We start from the raw sequence: 19,936 nt of genomic DNA, 5'->3' as shown, positions 1-19,936 counted from the left end.
CGACCGTACAATCGAACACATGAGCGAGACGGCAACCTTCGACACCTCGGGTGTGGTGGCGTCGTTGGCTGCCGACTCGGAGCTCCCCGCCCATGAGTTGGTGGAGATCCTGTCGCATTGCCGGGCGATCACCTCGTCGGCCGACTACCGGATGCTGTGCGCCGCGTCGCTCATCCACGACGAACGGTGCGAGGACTATCTGGTGTCGGTCGCCGAACACGACTCGGGGCAACGGGAGTCGCTCGACGAACTGCTCGCCGCGGGGATGGACCATCTCGCCGGACGCGACCCCCGTGCTGAGTACGGGCCAGATGGGTTGGAGCGCGCGACCGCTGAGGTCGGTGCCGTGCTCAACGTCCCGGCGTCGAAAGCGCGGGAGCTGATCACCGCGGGTGACACCGCCCGGTATCGGTTGGTGTTCACTGCGCAAGCATTGGCGGTCGGTCGGATCGACCTCGCCGGGTTCCTGCTGATCTGCGGTCGCACGAAACTCGTCCTCGACCCGGATCTGGTCAAGGTCGTCGACACCCACATCGCCCAAGCCCTGTTCGAGCGTCCGCCGCTGTCACGAGCCCGACTGATCGCGCTCGTCGACCGGATCGTGGCGATGCTCGACCCCGATGCGCTCATCCGACGCCGGGAACGTGTTCGTGCCGATCGCGACGTCACGATCCGTCCCGACCGCTTCCAACCCGGCGCTTCTCGGGTGACCGCGACACTGCCCGACACTGATGCCACCGCGATCGACACCCGGTTGTCGGCCATGGCCGACGCCGTCCACTCCGGCGATCCGCGAACTCGTGCCCAGCGCCGCGCGGACGCCCTGATCGCTCTCGCCGCCGGACTCGACCACCTCGTCTGCGGCTGCGACACCTGCACCACCCTCGGCGAGGTGGATGTCGACGCCACCGTCGAATCCGACCCCGTGCCGACCGATGTCCCTGCCGCCCAGCCGATCACACCTGCTGTCGGTCCGGCGCGACCGATGTTCCACATCGTGGCGAATCTGTCGACGCTGGTCGGGCTGGACGATGACCCCGGCTACCTCGACGGCCGCGGGATCATCGACGCCGACACCATGCGCGCACTGTTCACCGACGCCGAACGTGAATTCATCCGCCGCAACGACCCCACCCGAGCGGCCCGATCAGCGTCGACCTACGTCCCGTCCAAAAAGCTCGCCGCGCTCATCCGCTGCAGCGAGCTCTGCTGCACCTTCCCCGGATGCTCAGCACCGGCATGGAACGTCGACCTCGACCACACCACCCCATTCGATCACCGCCATCCCATCGACGGCGGCCAGACGACCCGGGACAACCTGAAACCACTGTGCCGGTTCCACCACCGCGTCAAAACGGTCGACACACGGTGGCGCGACTACCAGACACCACTCGGGGAAGCGTTCTTCGAATCCCCGACCGGACACATGTTCCTCGGCAACGCCTACACCGCCGTCGACAACTTCCCGGCGCTGGGACCACCGCGAAAACCGGAACGGCACCCGGCGAGAACCACACTCGCAACCCGACGCGACACAGAACGCGCCGCACACCTCCGCGCCATCCAACGCACTGAGGACGCTCACCCACCACCGTTCTGACGCGACGGGCGGTGACGGAGGAGTCAGCCCTGTGTGGTGGAGGCGATCTGGATCAGGTTGCCGCAGGTGTCGTCGAAGACTGCTGTCGCGAACGTGCCCATCGTGGTCGGCTCCTGGGTGAACCGCACACCGAGGTCGACGAGTCGGGCGTGCTCGGACACGACGTCGTCGACCTCGAAGGACGTGTACGGGATGCCGTCGCGCACGAGTGCTGCGCGGAACACCTGCGCGGCCGGGTGGGCGGCGGGTTCCAGGACGAGCTCGATCCCGTCGGGCGAGTCCGGCGACACGACGGTGATCCACCGGTGCTCGCCGACCGCGACGTCGGCCTTGGCGACGAAGCCCAGGACGTCGGTGTAGAAGGTGAGGGCAGCGGCCTGGTCGTCGACGAGGACGCTGGTGACGGTGATGCGCACAGGACTACCTCCGGTTCACCGGGTGATGGGGATGCCGTCCCACTCATGGTCGTGCATGAACGCCTCGGCGAGACCCACCTTGTACTTGAAACACATCCGGGCGATGTCGATGTAGGCGATCGGCATCATCACCGCGGGCAACGGATCACGCCGGTTGGTGATGACGTCGTCGATGTCCCGGAAGTCGCGGAGGAACCCGCGCAGGGTGTTGCCCTGCAGCGACGACTTCTTCCACCCGTAGAGGCCCATGCCGAAGCCGATCATCTTCTTCGACCCGAGGTCGGGGGTGATGACCTCCTCGGTGTCGCCGAAGAACGCACGGTCGACGCGGTGATGCGGTTCGAACATCATGATCCCGCTCGTCCCACGGGGATTGCACTCGATGGTGAAGAGTTCGCCGTCGTCGCCGACGATGAAGTCGAAGCCGACCTGCCCCGTGAAACCGACGCGGGCGATGAAGTCCTCCACCCAGGCGGTGATCTGCGGGTGGTCGATCGCCTCGAAGGCGATGCACGACTTGCCGTCGATCGCGTACCAGACGGGGTAGACCGTGTGCGCCAACACCTTCCCGTCCCGGCAGACCGAATAGGTGCAGAACTGCGTGCCCTTGAACCACTCCTGCGCGATGTAGGGGTTGGTGGGCGAGAACTCGATGTCGTCGGGGATCTCACCCGGGTTCAGCTTGCGCACCTTCTGCGACCCACGGGAGTAGCACTCCTTGAGCGCGAACGGCGTCGTGAAGTCGAGGGCTCGCAGCTCCTCCATCGACCGCACCTGCGCGAACTTCAGTGTGGGGATGCCCATCTCCGCCAGGACCCGCTGGAACTCGTACTTGTTGTGCAGGTTGTTCTCGGTCTCGAAATCCGAGAGGAACAGCTCGCACGAGTCGGGGAACTCCGCCCGCATCTGGGCGATGATGTCGGTCTCCTCGTGCACCGGGATCACCATGTCGATCGACCGCTCCCGCACGATGCGCGCGAGTTCGCGGCAGTACTCCCGCGGCGCGAACGTCGGCGCCGGCACACGCAGGAACGCGTCGACGGAGTTCGAGAACCGGGACACCGGCAGGCCGATCGAGTCGACGACGGTGACGCTGTGCCCGCCGGCCGCCATCAGTCGGGCGATGTCCAGGGTCAGGAACGACCGGGCGAACGTGATGAGGACACGCTTGCGCGCGGGGGATGGCATGGGACTCCGTAACTGGCACGACAGGAGGGTCTGATCAGCGGCCATGCTAGCCTAACCAACGGTCCGCCAGATCGGCCGCGCAGCGCCCAGACCAGGCAATTCGGCCATTCCAGAAGCGGGAGAGGTGCATCGGATTGTTCGTGATCGGCATCCTCTTCGCCTCGCTCGCAGCGATCGGATACGGCCTCTCCTCGGTTCTCCGCGCCCTCGGTGCACGTCGGGCGGCGGTCGCCGCCCACGAGAAGCAGGGTGGCCACTCCGTCACCGCCGCGGGTGGCCCGTCGATGCAGTCGACCGCCGCGACGCTGCGCGACCCGGCCTTCCTCGTCGGCACCGCGATGGTGGTCCTGGGCTTCGGCGGTGGCGCGATCGCGGCCCGCCTCCTCCCCCTGTTCCTGTCGCAGACGATCGTCTCGGCGAACCTCATCGTCACCGCACTCCTCGGCACCGTCGTCCTCGGCATCCGCTTGCACGCCCGTGACTGGTTCGCGATCGTGGCGGTCATCGCATCGCTCTGCATGCTGGGAGTCGCCTCCGGCCGTCACGCCACGGAGACGACCGAGTCGTACGCGTTCCACTGGGGCCTCCTGGGCGCCACCCTCGCGGTCTGCGCCGTCGCCCTACTCGTGATCTACCGGCTCGGCGCCCGGGGGTCGATCCTCGCCGGCGCCGCCGCCGGCCTGCTGTTCGGCGTCATCGCCATCGCGGTGCGCGTCCTGCGCGGCTTCGACCCGTTCTCCCCCGTCACCATCCTCACCGACCCCGCGGCGTGGACGATCGCCATCGCCGGTGCGGTCGGCTTCTACGTCCACACCGTCGCGCTGCAGCTCGGCGCGGTCAACGGTGTCACCGCGGTGCTCGTCGTCGGCGAGACCGCCGCACCGGGCATCATCGGCGTCGTCTTCCTCGGCGACAAGGCCTCGCCGGGACTCGAGTGGCTGGCCGTCGTCGGGTTCATCGGAGCCACCGTGGGCGCGGTCCTCGTCGCCTACTACAGCTCCGACGACGCCGACCACTTCGGCGAGGCTCCCCCGAGCGAAGGAGGATGGCGTCGCCGTACGCACACCCGACGCCGGTCCGACACGCTCGACGCCCAGGCCGCGGCCGACGCGACCTCGCAGGGTTCGCACGCGGCCTCCCGCGAGAACATCGACCACTCCTGACAAGTCGGTCACCCCCGCTGTGGCTGCTCACAAAACGCGTCATACCCCGCTGTGACCTGCGATTTCTCTGCGTGACACCCGCCGTTCACACGTCGTCGGACTGTTAACTTCGCGGACGTGAGCTGGGGGAGTACGCAGAAAAATCGGGTGGGACGAGCGACGACCGCGGTCGTCATGGCAGTGATCGGATCGACGCTGACGGGGACGGGGACGGGGGCCGCGGGGGCGGCGCCCACCCCGTCCGTCGTCGCGATCGGGTTGCCGAGGTCGTCGGGTGTCGCGACACCCGTCGCCCAGGAGACGGGCGTCGGCGACATCAACGACACGGTCCGTCGCTTCGGCGTCGTCGGGACCGACCTCGGGGTCACCTGGGACGACGGTCGTGGCGGCATCCTCGCGGCGTTCGGGGACACGGCGAACTTCGACGGTCGGGCGCTCCTGCGGGGCAACCTCTACGGATTCCGCTCGAACGTGCTGCTGCGCAGCACCGACCGCGACCTGTCGAACGGGATGTACTTCGACAGCGGCGTCCTGTCGCGACCGGGGTTGGCCAAGCAGGTGCTCGTCCCCGAATACCGCCGCGAGATCACCGTGCTGCCGACCGGCGGCATCGCCGCGAACGGCCGGCAGTACATGACCTACATGGCCGTCAAGCGGTGGGGCGGTCCCGGTGAATGGGTCACCGATCGCGCCGGCGTCGCGTACTCCGACGACGACGGCCGGAACTGGGTCCGACCGCCGGAGGCGATCCGCCCCAACGTCGGCGGCAACAGCAACTTCCAGATGAGTGCGCTGCTCAAGGTCGGCGACACCATCTACGTCTACGGCACGCCGTCGGGGCGGTTCGGCGCCGTGCGCCTCGCCCGCGTCCCGGCGTCGAAGATGACCGATCTCGGCTCCTACGAGTACTTCTCGGCCGGCAAGTGGGTCCGCGGCGACGTGGACGCGGCTACGCCGATCATCGGCGCCCCGACAGGTGAGATGTCGGTGGCCTACAACGCATACCTGGGCAAGTACGTGTCCCTGGCCACCAGCAACACGATCGTCGCCAGGACCGCGTCGTCGCCCGAGGGACCGTGGAGTCGACCGGTGGCGCTGCTGAAGAACACCGAGATCAACAGTGCCTACGCGCCGTTCATCCATCCGTGGTCGAACGGGCGCGACCTGTTCTTCACGGCCTCGCTCTTCCAGATCTACAACGTGCTGCTCTGGAAGTTCCCGCTCGACGCGCTGCGCTGACCGTCGCGGCGGCGTGACCACCGGCGGATCACCCACGCCTGCACCACGAGGACACCGGCCGCGAGGCCCCAACCGAGCAGGATGTCAAAGACGTAGTGCTCGCCGGTGTAGACGAGCGTGAACGCCATCGTCACCGCGTAGCCGAGGAAGAGGGTTCGACCGAGCGCGCGCACCCTCGGCCACATGAACAGGGCGAGCAGCATCGTGAGCCCGGCGTGCAGCGACGGGATGGCGGCGACGAGGTTCGCCTTCGACTGGCCGACGGAAAGCAGCGTCGACGCGGCCTTGATGTTCAGCACATCCCATCCCCGGGCCGAGATGCGCTCCACGTACGGCGCGGCGCCGGGCTCGGACGGGCGCACCGGCCCCAGCAGTCCGCCGGACGCCGGCGGCACCTCCGACTCCATGCACGGCGGGTCGCGGGGGTTGTCGACGACCTGCTCGGCGGTGCACCGCGCGGCGGCCCACGGCGGCGCGGCCGGCAGCAGGGTGTAGCCGACGAGCGCCAGGAACGTCGTCGCGACGAACGCCACCGCGTAGCGACGCCAGGCGTGCCGGTCACGCAGCCACAGCACCCCGGCGACCGCGTACGGCACCACGAAGTAGGAGACGTAGACGACGCTGGTGATGACCTCCCACCACGGTGGGTTTGCCATCTTGATGTGCGACTGCAGCCAGACCGTCGGGTTGACGCCGAACAACCACCGGTCCACGTCGGGGGCGAGGTGCCAATGCGTCGGCATCCCCATCCACTGCGCGACGTTGCGGGTCAGGTCGTAGAGGAACAGGACACCGGCGAACGGCAGCCAGTCGACGATCACCGTCGTGATCCGGCGGCGGCCGATGCTCGCGGCCGCGAGGCCCAGGCACATCCAGATGATCAGGCGGGTGCGGTCGAACGCGAGACCGTGTACGGCGAACTGCCAGACCATCGTCGCGACCCAGAGACCGATGGCGACGCGGCGCCACACGAGTGCGCGCGCCCACCAGCGCCGGGGTGTCGCGACGGCCTCGTCGACGGGCTCGTCGACGGCGATCATCTCGTCCGAATCGGTCACCCCGTCCGACGATCCGGTGGCCGTCGGACGGCCGCGGGCGTCGGCCGACTGCCGCTCGCCGGAGATCGTCACACGTGCACCCTTCGTCGGCGAGTCGCCCTCTGTTCACCTGTCGGTCACCTCATCTTGTCGGAACTTGGCGCGGGCGTCATGTCCGCCACGCAGCCGGGGCCGTCGCTACCATCGGTCGGATGGGGCTCACGCTGACCGATCGCATCGCCGCGACGCTCGGACGCCGCTTCCCCACCCATCCCACCGTCGGGGTCCCCGAGGGGTCTGTGGTGGAGCTCCCAGGCCGCGGCTCCACGTTCGTCACCGACTCCGCCGAGGCCGGTATCTCGGCACCCGACGCGCCGCCGGTGATGCTGCTGCACTCGGTGATGACCACCGGGTTGCTCACCTGGTACCCGACGTTGCCGGAGCTGTCGCGGCGCTTCCGCGCGGTGACGATGGACCAGCGGTGGCACGGACGCGGGATCTCCTCGGAGCACTTCTCCCTCGACGACTGCGCCGACGACGTGGTCGCCCTCGCCGACGTCCTCGGCATCGATCGCTTCGTCGCCGCCGGGTTCTCCATGGGCGGCGGAATCGCTCAGCTCGTCGCGCACCGCCACCCCGACCGCGTGTCCGGTCTCGTCCTCGCGGCCACCGGCCCGTTCTTCGGCAACCGCACCAGCGGGCACCGCGCACTCGACGGCGTCACGCGACTCGTCACGAGGCACCTTGTGCACCGCCTGCCGGGACTGCCGAGTGAGGCCCTCGACGAGAAGGGCCTGGCCGACGGTGCGTGGGCTCTGCGACAGGTGCGGTCGGGCCGGTTGTCGCGGATGGACGAGATCGGTGACGGGCTCGGCCAGTTCGACTCGCGGGAGTGGTTGTCGGACATCGCCGTCCCCACCGCCGTCTGTCTGACGACCGCGGACCGTGTGGTTCCCCCGTCCCGCCAGCAGCTCCTGCTGGACGGCATCCCGGGGGCCGTCCGCGTCGACGTCCCCGCGGGACACGCCTGCTGTGTGCTGGAGCCCACCGCGTTCGTCGGGCCGTTCGTGCGGGCGTGCGAGATGGTCTCGGGTCTCGAACCGATCGCGTCCGACCCAGCTGCGTCCGAACCGCCCCGACGGACGGCCCCGTCGCCCTAGGGTCCACACATGAGCACACCGGAGACGCCCGCCCCCACAACCGATGTGATCGTCGTCGGCGCCGGATCCGCGGGCGCGGTCATCGCAGCGCGCCTCACCGAGGACGCCGGGACCCACGTGACGCTCCTGGAGGCCGGTGGCCCCGACAAGGACAAGTACATCCACATCCCCGCCGCCTTCGCGCAGCTCTTCCGGTCCGACGTCGACTGGGACTACTTCACCGTCGACCAACCCGAACTCAAGCAGCGAGCCATCTACTGGCCTCGCGGCAAGACGCTCGGCGGGTCGAGCTCGCTGAACGCGATGATGTGGGTGCGCGGGTTCCGCGCCGACTACGACGCCTGGGCAGCCGCGGCAGGAGGGCAGTGGTCCTACGACGAGGCCGTCGAGTACTACCGCCGCATCGAGAACGCGCCCTGGTCCGACGATCCCGACCACGGGCACGGCGGGCCCATGGAGATCTCCGAACAGCGAAGTCCCAGTCCCCTCGACGACCTCTTCCTCGCCGCCGTCGGCAAACTCGGATACCCCACGGTGCCGCCCAACACCGCGGTGCCGCATGGCTTCTCGCGGATCACCGTCACCCAGAAACGCGGGGCGCGGTGGAGCACCGCCGACGCCTACTTGCGCACCGCGGTCAAGCGACCGAACCTCGACCTCCACACGGGCGCCCACGTGACCCGCATCCTCGTCGACGGCACGCGCGCGACGGGCGTCGAGGTCATCGAGAACGGCAGCCGTCGACAGATCCACGCCCGGCGCGAGGTCGTGCTCTGCGGCGGTGCGGTGAACAGTCCCCAGGTGCTGATGAACTCCGGCATCGGCGACGCCGAGCACCTGCGGCACTTCGGCATCGACGTCGTCGCCGACCGCCCCGACGTCGGGTCGCACATGCGCGACCACCTCGCCGCGGGCATCACGAAGAACACCGACGAGACCACCCTGTTCCACGCGACCAAGCTGCCGTCGCTCGCGAACTACCTCCTGCGTCGTCGCGGGCTGCTCACCTCGAACGTCGCCGAGTGCTACGGGTTCGTGCAGAGCGGGCTCGCCCCCGAGAGCGACCTCGCCGACGTCGAGGTCCTGTTCGTCCCCGCGTCGTTCCTCGGTGAGGGCCTCGCCGAGGTCGCCGAGGACGGCATCACCATCGCCGCGGTGCTGCAGCAGCCGCGCAGCACCGGGACGGTCCGCCTCGCGGCGAGCGATCCGCTGGCGCCGCCGGCGATCGACCCGCGCTATCTGTCCGACCCCGACGGGCTGGATCGCGCGACGCTGAACGCGGGCGTCGAGCTGTGCGTCCGCATCGCCGAGACCGCACCCCTGAGCGGTGTGATGGGCGACCGCTGGCTCCGGCCGGCGCTGGACGGGTCACCCAGCCTCGACGAGGTGATCGACGCCGCCGTCAACACCGACACCCAGACGCTGTACCACCCGGTGGGCACCTGCCGGATGGGCACCGACGACAGCTCCGTGGTCGATCCCGAACTCCGTGTCCGCGGGGTGACCGGACTGCGCGTCGCCGACGCGTCGGTGATGCCGGTGATCGTCCGCGGCCACACGAACGCGCCGGCCATCATGATCGGCGAGAAGGCCGCCGACCTGATCCGCGCGTCGGTCTGACGCTCGGCCGCCGCACCCGGCCGGCGGCATCGGCCGTCGCGAGTACGCGCCCCCGCTGCTCTACGCTCTGTCCGTGAGCGCGCCCGACTTCTACGCCGAGATGCGGGCTCTGCGTCTCGACCGGGTCCTCGACGCGTCGGTGGAGATCATCACCGAGCAGGGGTGGGACGGTCTGAGCATGACCGCCGTGGCGAAGCGGTCCGGCGTCCCCAGGCAGAGCCTCTACAAGGAGGTCGGCACCAGGGAGGAGCTCGGCAACGCGGTGGTGCACCGCGAGGTCGACCGCTTCCTGGAGCGGGTGCGCACCGGCCTGGAGGCACATCCCGACGAGTTCGAGAAGGGCGTCTCCGCCGCGGTGCGCGGTGTGCTGGAACACGGTCGGTCCAACGCCGCACTCGCCGCCGTCCTCCGGCCGGGGCATGACTCCGGCCTTCTCGCGCTGCTCACCGTGAACCCCGACGCCGTGCTGGGTCAGGCGACCGGCGCCCTCGAGTCACTCCTCGGCGACACGGTGCCCGAGGGGCTCGTCGACTCCGTGGTGCGACTGACGATGAGTCACCTCCTGCAGCCCACGGTGGACGTGGACGAGGCGGTGCGCCGCATCGACCGGGTGGTCCGCGGGTTCGCCTGACCTCGCGTCCCCTACAGGTCGAGCACCAGCTTCTTCGACAGTGACCTCGACACGCAGAGCATCACGGTGTCACCGCGTTCCCGTTCGGCCCGCGTCAGCACCGAGTCGCGGTGGTCTGGGGTCCCGTCGAGGACCTCGGCCTGACAGGTGCCGCAGATCCCCTCCATGCACGACCCCATGACGTCGACACCGGCCTCTTCGACCGCGTCGAACATCGACGTCCCCTCGGGCACGGTGACGGTCACACCCGATTCGGTGCACTCGATCTCGAAGGAGTCCAGTGCACCCTCGGGTGCCTCGACCTGCGTGGCGACGAACCGCTCGAGATGCAGGCTCTCGTCGGGCCACGACGCGCACTTCTTCTCAACGGCGTCGATGAGACCGACGGGTCCGCAGCAGTAGACGAGGGTGTCGGATCGGGGCTCGCCGAGAAGGGCGTCGAGGTCGAGGCGGTTCTCGTGCTCGTCACGCGCCCAGACCGTCACCCTGTCGTCGCCCTTGAACTCGTCGACGAACGCCATCGTCGAGCGGGAGCGGCCGCAGTACACCAGGCTCCACTCCGCGCCGGCGGCCTGTGCCGCGGCGATCATCGTGCGGATGGGCGTGATGCCGATACCGCCGGCGATGAACAGGTAGCGCGGCGACGGGACGAGCGCGAAGTGGTTGCGCGGCCCCGTCACCTGCACGGCGGCCCCCTCCGACAGCTCGTCGTGGACGAACGCCGAACCCCCGCGACTGTCCTGTTCCCTCAGCACCGCGACCGTCCACATCGACCGATCGGCCGGGTCGCCGCACAGCGAGTAGTGCCTCGTCAGTCCCGGGCTCAGGAGGAGTTCGGCGTGCGCGCCGGGAGCCCACTCGGGCAGTGACCCGCCCGCGGGATCGGTGAGAGTCAGCTCCACGACACCCTCTGCCGCCGTGCGCCGTCCGGTCACCTGGAGGTCGAGCACCCTGGTCGGGGTGCGTCGTCCGCGTTTCGGTGTCGTGGCGGCTGCAGTGCTCGCAGTCGGGGTGGTCGCCGCCGGGGTGGCGTCGGCGGCCTCCCGTCGACGACACTCCTGGACCTCCGCCCGGTAGGTGCCACGCTCACGCCGTTGGGCGCCCTTGGGCGTGACGGTCACCATCATCGAGCTGTAGCCCCGCACGAAGTTCGACTGCACGCGCGTCGGCTCGGCGAGCACCTCGATGTCGTCGAAGCGGGCGAGGAGCTCCTCCCACAGGATCCGAAGCTGCATCTCCGCCAGACGACTGCCCATGCACCGATGCGTCCCGATCCCGAAGGCGAGGTGGTGCCGAGCGTTGCGCCGGTCGATCACGAAGCTGTCGGGATCGGCGAACGTCCGCTTGTCGCGGTTGGCCGAGGCGTACCACATCACGACCTTGTCACCCTTGCGGATGAACTGGCCGTTCAGGACGGTGTCGCGGGTGGCGATGCGACGCATATAGGCCAGCGGCGTCTGCCAGCGCAGGATCTCGTGCACCATCTTCGGCACGAGACCGGGGTCGGCGCGGAGGCGGTCGAACTCCTCGGGGAACTGGTTGAGCGCCAACAGCCCGCCGGTCATCGAGTTGCGGGTGGTGTCGTTGCCGCCGATGACGAGCAGGACGATGTTGCCCAGGAACTCCATCGGACGCTCGATCAGGTCCTTGGTGTCCTCGGACATCTGCATCAGCGTGATGAGGTCGTACCCGGGCTTCTCGCCGGCCTTGAGGCGGGCGGCCTTGTCGTGCCACAGGGCGCTGAAGCTCTGCGCGGCCTCGGCCGCCGCCCGGTACGCCGCATCGGTGTCGGTGGACCCGCCGGTCGCCGACGCACTGGCGGCGACCAGGTCAGTCCACTCGACCAGCTTGCGGCGCTCCTCGTAGGGGAAGTCCAGCAGCGTCGCGAGCATGCGCGAGGTCAGCTCGATGCTGACCCGATCGACCCAGTCGAAGGGCTCGTCGGTCGGCAGCTCGTCGAGGACCTCCCGGACCCGCGAGCGGATCAGGCCCTCCATCTCCTCGAGGTTCTGCGGGGCGACGACGCCCTGCACCGCGCCGCGCTGCTGGTCGTGCCGCGGTGGGTCCATCGCGATGAACATCTCGATGTCGAGACCCTCGGGCGGTGCACCGAGGATGATCTGCGGCTCGGCGGAGAAGGTCTCGAAGTCCTTGTCCACCGTGACGATGTCGTCGTAGCGGGTGACCGACCAGAACGGGCCGAACGGGCTGGTGGACTGGAAGTGCACCGGTGCCTCGTCGCGCAGGCGACGGAAGTACGGCTCCCACTGACCCTGACGCCACAGGAACGGGTCGCTGACGTCGATCTGGGTCAGATCCAGCTCCGACACGTCCGGGATCGCGGACTCGGTGAAATGCGGCTGGTCGTCGCCGACCACACGCTTCTTGGCGCGCTGATACAGGTGCAGACCCTGGATCTGACGCTGCATCGGGACGATGGCCTGGGCTTTGTTGAACACCTGGTCACGCACGCTCATCACGACAACCGCTTTCGCTCGAGTCCGGGGAGGACGACACGAGGGAAGCATACGTCTCCGCCTGCGACACTGCGAGCACTTTTGTCGCGCCTTCTCAGATCAGCGGTCGCACTCCGAGAGCAGCGCCTTCACCTCGTCCTCGATGGCGCGCATGAAGGGCCACGCGTCGGGCATCTGCTCCTTGCAGGCGATGGCGCCGAAGTTCATCTGGCCGTCGCAGGACATGACGGTGAGGTTCAGCCCCATCCCGTCGGCGATCGGACCCAGGGGGAACAGGGCCCGGATCCTCGACCCGAGGAAGTACATCGGGAAGGGGGGCCCGGGGACGTTCGAGATGATCACGTTGACCGCGACGGGGTGGCGATCGGCCAGGTGGTAGTTCGAGTACAGGCGCACCAGAGCGCCCATCGTCATGGGCGGCATCAGCTGGGCCCACCCCCGCAGCAGGGTCGCGTCGAGCGTCTTGTGGTGCGCCTTCGCCCGCGTCGACGCCTCCCGCATCGCCTCGATGCGGGCGACCGGGTCGGCGACGTCGGTGGGGAGCTTCATCATCATCGCGGTCACCTTGTTGGTGCCCGCGACGACCAACCGGTCGTCGTCGCCCTCGTCGTGTGTCGACACCGGGACCGCGGCGACGAGCGGCTTGTCCGGCAGATCGTCGGTCTGCTCGAGGTAGGCACGCAGACCACCCGCGCACACCGCCATCACCACGTCGTTGACCGTGACGTCGAAGTGGTTCTTGATCGTCTTGATGTCGTCGAGGGAGATCTGCGTGAAGGCGATCGACCGGTGCGGGGTGATGGTCCCGTTGAACGCGACCCGCGGTGCGCTGAACGGCGCCGGCATGGCCTCGTCGTTGCGGGATCGGCTGATCCACTGGAACGGCACCCGGGCGGTCTGCGGCAGCATGCGCGCGATCGAGATGGGGCGACGGACCGCGAAGTTCACCAGCCCGTCGGCCACCAACGCCGGCAGTGACGCCCCTCCCGCCGAGGCACCGGTCTTCTCCTCGTCGAGATCCGGCGCCTCGGGGGTCAGCGAGCACAGCTGCGCCAGGAGATCCGCAGCGGACACGCCGTCGACGCTCGCATGGTGCATCCGCAGCATGATCGAGATGTTGCCGTGGGGCCGTCCCTCGATGACCCACAGCTCCCAGAGCGGTTTGCTGCGGTCGAGCGGGACGCCCGCGATGTGGGCGCAGAAGTCGGCGAGCTCGGTGTCGCCGCCGGTGTCGGGGAGAGCGACACGGTGGACGTGCCGCTCGATGTCGAAGGACTTGTCCTCGATCCACACCGGGTGGTCGAGGTTGAACAGCGAGTCGTGCAGCTTGCGTCGGAACGTCGGCATCGCGGTGATGCGACGGTCCATCTCACGCAGCATCCGGTCGAACGACCATCCCCCGGGGACCGTCGACGGGTCGATCTCGATCATCCCGACGACCTGCATGAGCATCGACCTGGTCTCCAGGTACAGAAACGATGCGTCGAGTCCGCTCAACCGCTCCATGTCCGAAACCCCCGTCGCCGGTGCCGCGCACCTGCGCGGACACCGTCCATAGTGTCCCCGTCCCGGACGGCTGTCACCCGTTCCGGCAACCCCGTCGGACTAGTGTCTGACCCATGCGATTGGGAGCGCACGTGCGCAGTGACGACGATCCGATCGGGGCCGCGGAGGACCTCGGGGCCGACCTGCTCCAGATGTTCGTGGTGGACCCGCAGGACCGGAAGATGCCGGCGCCGAAGGACCATCCCGACGCCGAGCGGATCCGCTCGTCGCCGATCGACGTGGTCGTCCACTCGTCGTACATCATCAACGTCGCCAGCCTGAACAACCGGCTGCGGATGCCGTCGCGCAAGGCCGTCGAACAGCAGGCGAAGGCGGCCGCCGACCTCGGCGCGATCGGCCTCGTGGTCCACGGCGGGCACCTCCGTGACGGCGAGGACGCGGGCGAGGGATTCGTCAACTGGCGCAAGCTGTTCGAGCGTCAGGCCGACAAGGGCGGGTTCGCCGTCCCCATCTTCATCGAGAACACCGCAGGCGGGGACAACGCCATGGCCCGCCACCTCGACGCCATCGAGCGGTTGTGGGAGCAGGTCGGCGACTTCGACGACGCGGGTTTCTGCCTCGACACGTGTCACGCCTGGGCGGGCGGCGAGGACCTCGTCGGCATCGTCGAGCGGGTCAAGGACATCACCGGCCGTATCGACCTGGTGCACCTGAACAACTCCCGCGACGAGTTCGACTCGGGCCGCGACCGCCACGCCAACCTCGCCGACGGCGAGATCGACAACGAGGTCCTCGTCGAGGTCATCCGTACAGCTGGGGCGCCCGTGATCCTCGAGACCCCCGGCGAGGGCATGGCCGACGATCTGGCGTACCTGCGCGAAGCCCTCTGAGCTGGCAAATCGGACGTAGCGGGGATCGGCAGGGTGTGGTTATGCTCGCCTCAGTCAGATAGGTGAGGCAGGGCTGACCTGCCGGATGCGGCGAGGAGATGGGCATGTCGGTGATGACCGAGCGTCTCGGTTCGCGTGTCGTGGGCTCCCTGCCCACCACCGCGGCACCCGACACCGCGGTCGAGGACACCGTCGCCGACCTGCGTCCCGGCTCCCACGCGGTGGTGGCCCGCCTGTGCGAGGCCGCAGACCCCGCCACCGCCCGCCGCTACTTCGACCTGGGGTTCATCCCCGGCGCCGAGATCGCCGTCGTGCGTCGCGCGCCGATGGGCGGACCTGTCGTGGTCCGCGTCGCCGGGTACGAGATCGCGCTGCGCCGCGGCCAGGCCCGCTGCATCAAGGTCGACCGCACCGCAGGCCCCGCACACCGGTGAGCTGCGGTCCCCACGGCGGCCCCGCAACTGCGGGCGCTCCCACGGACACCGCACGCCTCGCCCTGGTCGGCAGTCCCAACTCGGGCAAAACGACCCTCTTCAACGCCCTGACCGGTCTGCGGGCCAAGACCGGCAACTACCCCGGCGTCACCGTCGCCCGATACGAGGGACGCGTCGCTCTCGACGACATCCCCGGCGCGGCCCGCGACACGGTGGTCCTCGAAGACCTCCCGGGGACGTACAGCCTCGACCCGATCAGCCCCGACGAGCAGATCGTCGCCGACGTCCTCGACCGCGACCACCTCGCCACCGACACCCCCGACGCCGTCGTCGTCACCCTCGACGCCACCACACTGCGCCGCTCGCTGGCGATGTTCGCGCAGGTGGTGGGCACGGGACTGCCGACGTGCGTCGTCCTGACATTCACCGACGAGCTCATCCGCCGCCAGGGGTCGATCGACATCGGCGCACTGTCCCGCGCGCTCGGCGTCCCGGTCGTCGCGGTGACTGGTGGCCGGCGATCGCAGCTCGGACCCCTGCGGGAACTCGCTGCGGACCCCGCGTCCTGGTCGACCCCGGTCGTGGACCCGCCCACCGCGGTCGACGAGGTCGGCACGTGGATCGAGTCGGTGCTGACGAGCGCGTCCTACCGGGTGCCCGAGCTCGATCGCCGCACCCGGCGGATCGACGCGGTCCTGCTGCACCCCGTGTGGGGCACCCTCGTCTTCTTCGTGACGATGTTCGCGTTCTTCCAGATCATCTTCACCGTCGCCACCCCGCTGCAGGATCAGGTGCAGGCGTTCTTCACCTACCTCGGCGACCAGGTACAGCAGCACGTGACCATCGGCTGGTTGTCCAGCTTCCTGTCCGACGCGATCCTCGGCGGCGTGGGGTCGGTGCTGGTCTTCCTCCCGCAGATCGCCCTGCTGTTCATCCTCATCGCCCTGCTCGAGGGTGTCGGGTACATGGCCCGTGCCGCGTTCCTCATGGACAAGGTGATGTCGACGGCGGGCCTCGAGGGCAGGGCGTTCGTCGCACTGCTCTCGTCGCTGGCGTGCGCGATCCCCGGGATCATGGCCACCCGCACGTTGCCGTCGATGCGGGACCGCATCGCGACGATGATGTCGGCGCCGCTGATGACCTGCTCCGCCCGACTCACCGTCTACGTGCTGCTGGTCGGACTCCTCGTCAGCCGCGACGCCCACGTCGGACCGTTCGGTGCGCAGGGCGTCGTCATGTTCGCGCTGTACCTCGGTGGAGCGGTGTCGGCGATGGCCAGTGCCTGGGCCTTCAGCAAGTTCCGTCCGGGCGCCGGTCCCCTGTTGCCCTTCTACATGGAGATGCCGCCCTACCGGCTCCCGTCGGTGCGGTCGGTGCTGCTCAGCGTGTTCGACGCCTGCAAGGGCTTCGTGCGCAAGGTCTTCGTCATCATCTTCCTGACGACCGTGGCGCTCTGGCTGCTGCTCAACCTGCCCACGCGGTCCGACGCCGACTTCCGCGCCGCCGGGATCGACCCCGCCGACAACACCGCGACGTCGGCGTACGTCATCGACCACAGCGCCGCGGCCTCCGTCGGCCGGTTCATCGAGCCGGTGTTCGAGCCGCTCGGGTTCGACTGGCGGATCAACGTCGGTGTGCTGGCGTCGCTCTCGGCCCGCGAGACGTTCGTCGCGACGCTGGGCCAGGTTGCCGCGGCCACCGACCCCGACGACCCCGCCCAGGCCCTGAAGTCGCTGAGGGTCTCCGACGGTCCCCGGGCCGGTCAACCACTCTTCACCGCTCCCACGATCACGGCGCTGCTCGTGTTCTTCCTCTACGCGCTGCAGTGCATGTCGACGATCGCGGTGTTGCGGCGCGAGTCCGGGTCCTGGCGGTGGCCCGCGCTCGCCTTCGGCTACCTGTTCGTCCTCGCCTGGGGCATGGCGTTCCTCGCGCGGACCGTCGTCGCGGCGGTCGTGTGAGCGCCGCCGGTGTCCCCGTGCACCCGGAGGCGGTGGCCGACAGGCCCGACACCGTCCGGTGGATCGTGCCCGCCGGGTCGCTGCCCTTCGTGGGACCGCTCGGCGTCGCTCCCCCGCAGCTCGCCGCGCTGATCGACGCCGCGGTCGTCTCGTCCGTCGTCGTGGAACCGGCCGCCGTGCTCGTCACGCTCACCCCCGGCCACACCTGGCGGTCGGAGGGGACCCGCATCCGTGCCGCTCTCTCGGCGGATCTCGCCGATCCGTCGGCGTGGGGTCCGGCGCAGGACTCGACTCCCGACGACGTGCTGCGCGCCGCCGCCGAGGCGGTTCTCGCCGGCGACGTCGGCGCGTTCATCGCCACGCACGGCGGGGCGCTCACCGTCGTCGACGCGAGCGACGGCGTGATCACCGTGGCCCTGGACGGCGCGTGTTCGCACTGCCCCGCGGCCGACGTCACCCTGACCGACCGCTTCGCGGAGGCGGTGCGGGCACGGGCCCCGTTCCTCCGTGAGGTGCGTACCGCGGACGCGGCCCCCGCGCGCCCTCGGCTGCTGCGTCTCCTGCCGACCCGCAGCTGACCCGTCACCGGGGCTCCCACACCACATCGCCGGGGCGATGCGGCGCAGGTCACACGTCGAAAACCGATGGTTGTTCGTCGGACCGCACAGCAGGTATATTCGTCTTATTACCCGTGAGTAACTTACCGGGCGGCCAACAACGACGGTCCGCGGCAGGTCCTCACCCCGCTCGACACCACCCCGGCGACAAAGGAACAGTCATGGGCCATTACAAGAGCAACCTGCGCGACCTCGAGTTCAACCTCTTCGAGCTGTTCAAGCTCGACGAGGTCTTCGCCAGTGGCGACTTCGGTGACCTGGACCGCGAGACGGCGATCGACATGCTCAAGGAGGTGCGGACCCTCGCCGAGGGCCCCATCGCCGAGTCGTTCGCCGATTCCGACCGCAACCCGCCGGTCTTCGACCCCGAGAACCACACGGTCACGCTGCCCGAGTCGTTCAAGAAGTCCTACAAGGCGTTCATGGACGCCGGCTGGGACAAGGTCGGCATCGTCGAGGAGCTCGGTGGCATGCCCGCCCCGCGCACCCTGTTCTGGGCCATCAGCGAGATGATCCTGGGCGCCAACCCCGCGCTGTTCATGTACGGCGCCGGCACCGGCTTCTCCGAGATCTTCTGGAACAACGGCACCGACGAGCAGAAGAAGTGGGCGGAGATCTGCGCCGAGCGCGGCTGGGGCGCCACCATGGTCCTCACCGAGCCCGACGCCGGCTCCGACGTCGGCGCCGCCCGCACCAAGGCGGTCCAGCAGGACGACGGCACCTGGCACATCGACGGCGTGAAGCGGTTCATCACCTCCGCCGACCAGGACATGACCGAGAACATCTTCCACCTGGTGCTGGCCCGCCCCGAGGGCGCGCGCCCCGGCACCAAGGGCCTGTCGCTGTTCTTCGTGCCGAAGTTCCACTTCGACCACGAGACCGGTGAGCTCGGCGAGCGCAACGGTGTCTTCGTCACCAACGTCGAGCACAAGATGGGCCTCAAGGTCTCCGCGACCTGTGAGGTCACCTTCGGCCAGCACGGCATCCCGGCCAAGGGCTGGCTCGTCGGCGAGGTCCACGACGGCATCGCGCAGATGTTCGACGTCATCGAGCACGCCCGGATGATGGTGGGCACCAAGGCCATCGCCACGCTGTCGGCCGGTTACCTCACCGCACTCGACTACGCCAAGCAGCGTGTGCAGGGCGCCGACATGACGCAGATGACGGACAAGACCGCACCGCGCGTCACCATCACCCACCACCCCGACGTGCGTCGCGCACTGCTCACGCAGAAGGCGTACGCCGAGGGCCTGCGCGCGATCTACCTCTACACCGCGTCGCACCAGGACGAGGCCGCCGCGCGCATCGTCTCCGGCGCCGACAAGGAGATGGCGTTCAAGGTCAACGACCTGCTGCTCCCGATCGTCAAGGGTGTCGGCTCCGAGCGCGCCTACGGCACGCTGACCGAGTCCCTCCAGACCCTCGGCGGCTCGGGCTTCCTGCAGGACTACCCGATCGAGCAGTACATCCGTGACTCGAAGATCGACACCCTGTACGAGGGCACCACGGCCATCCAGGCGCAGGACTTCTTCTTCCGGAAGATCATCCGCGACAAGGGCCAGGCGCTCGCGCACGTGTCCGGCCAGATCAGCTCGTTCATCGAGTCGGAGGCGGGCAACGGTCGCCTCAAGACCGAGCGCCAGCTGCTCAAGACCGCTCTCGACGACGTGCAGGGCATGGCGGCCACGCTGACCGGCTTCCTCATGGGCGCGCAGGAGAACTCCGCCGAGCTGTACAAGGTGGGTCTCGGCTCGGTGCGCTTCCTCATGTCGGTCGGCGACCTGATGATCGGCTGGTTGCTGCTGCGCCAGGCCGAGATCGCCATCGCCGCGCTCGACGGCGGCGCCTCGGGTGCGGACAAGTCGTTCTACGAGGGCAAGATCGGCGTCGCGTCGTTCTTCGCCAAGAACATGCTGCCGCTGCTCACCTCGACCCGCACCGTCATCGAGAACATCGACAACGATGCGATGGAGCTCGACGAAGCCGCGTTCTGACGG

The 19,936-nt window shown here is 69.0% G+C and carries 16 protein-coding genes; 11 read left to right on the top strand and 5 right to left on the bottom strand.

From position 1 onward, the window contains the following. Nucleotides 1-19 precede the first annotated feature (19 nt). Nucleotides 20-1,600, top strand: a complete 1,581-nt coding sequence (locus LX14_RS09345; RefSeq protein WP_253646941.1) for an HNH endonuclease signature motif containing protein — start codon at nt 20-22, stop codon at nt 1,598-1,600. 23 nt (nt 1,601-1,623) lie between these two features. Here the strand turns inward: LX14_RS09345 and LX14_RS09340 are convergent, their stop codons facing one another. Together LX14_RS09340 and LX14_RS09335 are read right to left on the bottom strand one after the other, a co-directional pair. After that, nucleotides 1,624-2,016 (bottom strand): VOC family protein, encoded by a 393-nt coding sequence (locus tag LX14_RS09340; RefSeq protein WP_253646940.1) that lies wholly within the window; start codon nt 2,014-2,016, stop codon nt 1,624-1,626. A 15-nt stretch (nt 2,017-2,031) separates the two neighbouring features. Then, nucleotides 2,032-3,204 carry an ATP-grasp domain-containing protein gene (locus LX14_RS09335; RefSeq protein ID WP_253646939.1) on the bottom strand — a complete coding sequence of 391 codons (1,173 nt, stop codon included), beginning with the start codon at nt 3,202-3,204 and terminating at the stop codon, nt 2,032-2,034. Nucleotides 3,205-3,338: 134 nt separating this feature from the next. On the opposite strand from LX14_RS09335, the gene LX14_RS09330 reads away from it, so the two are divergent. Together LX14_RS09330 and LX14_RS09325 are read left to right on the top strand one after the other, a co-directional pair. Next, a complete protein-coding gene (locus tag LX14_RS09330) occupies nt 3,339-4,367 on the top strand; it encodes a DMT family transporter (RefSeq protein WP_253646938.1) in 1,029 nt (342 codons plus the stop codon). A gap of 174 nt (nt 4,368-4,541) precedes the next feature. Further along, the gene (locus LX14_RS09325) at nt 4,542-5,606 is read left to right on the top strand and encodes a glycoside hydrolase family 183 protein (RefSeq protein WP_253646937.1); all 1,065 of its coding nucleotides are present in this window, start codon (nt 4,542-4,544) and stop codon (nt 5,604-5,606) included. Here LX14_RS09325 and LX14_RS09320 read toward each other — a convergent pair. Then, nucleotides 5,561-6,646 carry a phosphatase PAP2 family protein gene (locus tag LX14_RS09320; protein WP_301283523.1) on the bottom strand — a complete coding sequence of 362 codons (1,086 nt, stop codon included), beginning with the start codon at nt 6,644-6,646 and terminating at the stop codon, nt 5,561-5,563. The two genes, LX14_RS09325 and LX14_RS09320, sit on opposite strands and share 46 nt — an antisense overlap. 209 nt (nt 6,647-6,855) lie before the next feature. Here LX14_RS09320 and LX14_RS09315 point away from each other — a divergent pair, with 209 nt between their 5' ends. The 3 genes from LX14_RS09315 to LX14_RS09305 all read left to right on the top strand — a co-directional run bounded on the left by LX14_RS09315 (nt 6,856) and on the right by LX14_RS09305 (nt 10,054). Continuing rightward, entirely contained in the window at nt 6,856-7,803 is a 948-nt protein-coding gene (locus LX14_RS09315) for an alpha/beta fold hydrolase (RefSeq protein ID WP_253646935.1), read from the top strand. Nucleotides 7,804-7,812: 9 nt separating this feature from the next. Further along, nucleotides 7,813-9,423, top strand: a complete 1,611-nt coding sequence (locus tag LX14_RS09310; protein ID WP_253646934.1) for a GMC family oxidoreductase — start codon at nt 7,813-7,815, stop codon at nt 9,421-9,423. Nucleotides 9,424-9,496: 73 nt separating this feature from the next. Beyond that, nucleotides 9,497-10,054, top strand: a complete 558-nt coding sequence (locus tag LX14_RS09305; protein WP_253646933.1) for a TetR/AcrR family transcriptional regulator — start codon at nt 9,497-9,499, stop codon at nt 10,052-10,054. A gap of 11 nt (nt 10,055-10,065) precedes the next feature. On the opposite strand, the gene LX14_RS09300 is transcribed toward LX14_RS09305, so the two are convergent. Further along, nucleotides 10,066-12,531 carry a cytochrome P450/oxidoreductase gene (locus tag LX14_RS09300; protein ID WP_253646932.1) on the bottom strand — a complete coding sequence of 822 codons (2,466 nt, stop codon included), beginning with the start codon at nt 12,529-12,531 and terminating at the stop codon, nt 10,066-10,068. A 99-nt stretch (nt 12,532-12,630) separates the two neighbouring features. Next, complete coding sequence (locus tag LX14_RS09295) at nt 12,631-14,037, bottom strand: WS/DGAT/MGAT family O-acyltransferase (protein ID WP_253646931.1); 1,407 nt, start codon at nt 14,035-14,037, stop codon at nt 12,631-12,633. A 113-nt stretch (nt 14,038-14,150) separates the two neighbouring features. On the opposite strand from LX14_RS09295, the gene LX14_RS09290 reads away from it, so the two are divergent. From LX14_RS09290 to LX14_RS09270, 5 genes are all read left to right on the top strand, one after another. Further along, nucleotides 14,151-14,927: a deoxyribonuclease IV gene (locus tag LX14_RS09290; protein WP_253646930.1), complete on the top strand. Its 777-nt coding sequence runs from the start codon at nt 14,151-14,153 to the stop codon at nt 14,925-14,927. A 104-nt stretch (nt 14,928-15,031) separates the two neighbouring features. Further along, nucleotides 15,032-15,361 carry a FeoA family protein gene (locus LX14_RS09285; protein ID WP_253646929.1) on the top strand — a complete coding sequence of 110 codons (330 nt, stop codon included), beginning with the start codon at nt 15,032-15,034 and terminating at the stop codon, nt 15,359-15,361. Next, nucleotides 15,358-17,322 (top strand): ferrous iron transporter B, encoded by a 1,965-nt coding sequence (gene feoB / locus LX14_RS09280; protein WP_253646928.1) that lies wholly within the window; start codon nt 15,358-15,360, stop codon nt 17,320-17,322. The genes LX14_RS09285 and feoB overlap by 4 nt, the downstream gene beginning before the upstream one ends. Next, on the top strand, nt 17,319-17,900 hold the full coding sequence (locus LX14_RS20945; RefSeq protein ID WP_253646927.1) for a NifU family protein: 582 nt from the start codon (nt 17,319-17,321) through the stop codon (nt 17,898-17,900). The genes feoB and LX14_RS20945 overlap by 4 nt, the downstream gene beginning before the upstream one ends. A 200-nt stretch (nt 17,901-18,100) precedes the next feature. Next, the gene (locus tag LX14_RS09270; RefSeq protein ID WP_253646926.1) at nt 18,101-19,933 is read left to right on the top strand and encodes an acyl-CoA dehydrogenase; all 1,833 of its coding nucleotides are present in this window, start codon (nt 18,101-18,103) and stop codon (nt 19,931-19,933) included. The last annotated feature ends 3 nt before the right edge of the window (nt 19,934-19,936 follow it).

It is taken from the genome of Williamsia deligens, assembly GCF_024171765.1.
Classification (GTDB): Bacteria; Actinomycetota; Actinomycetes; order Mycobacteriales; family Mycobacteriaceae; genus Williamsia_A; species Williamsia_A deligens.
This window is presented reverse-complemented; position numbering and strand designations above follow the sequence as displayed.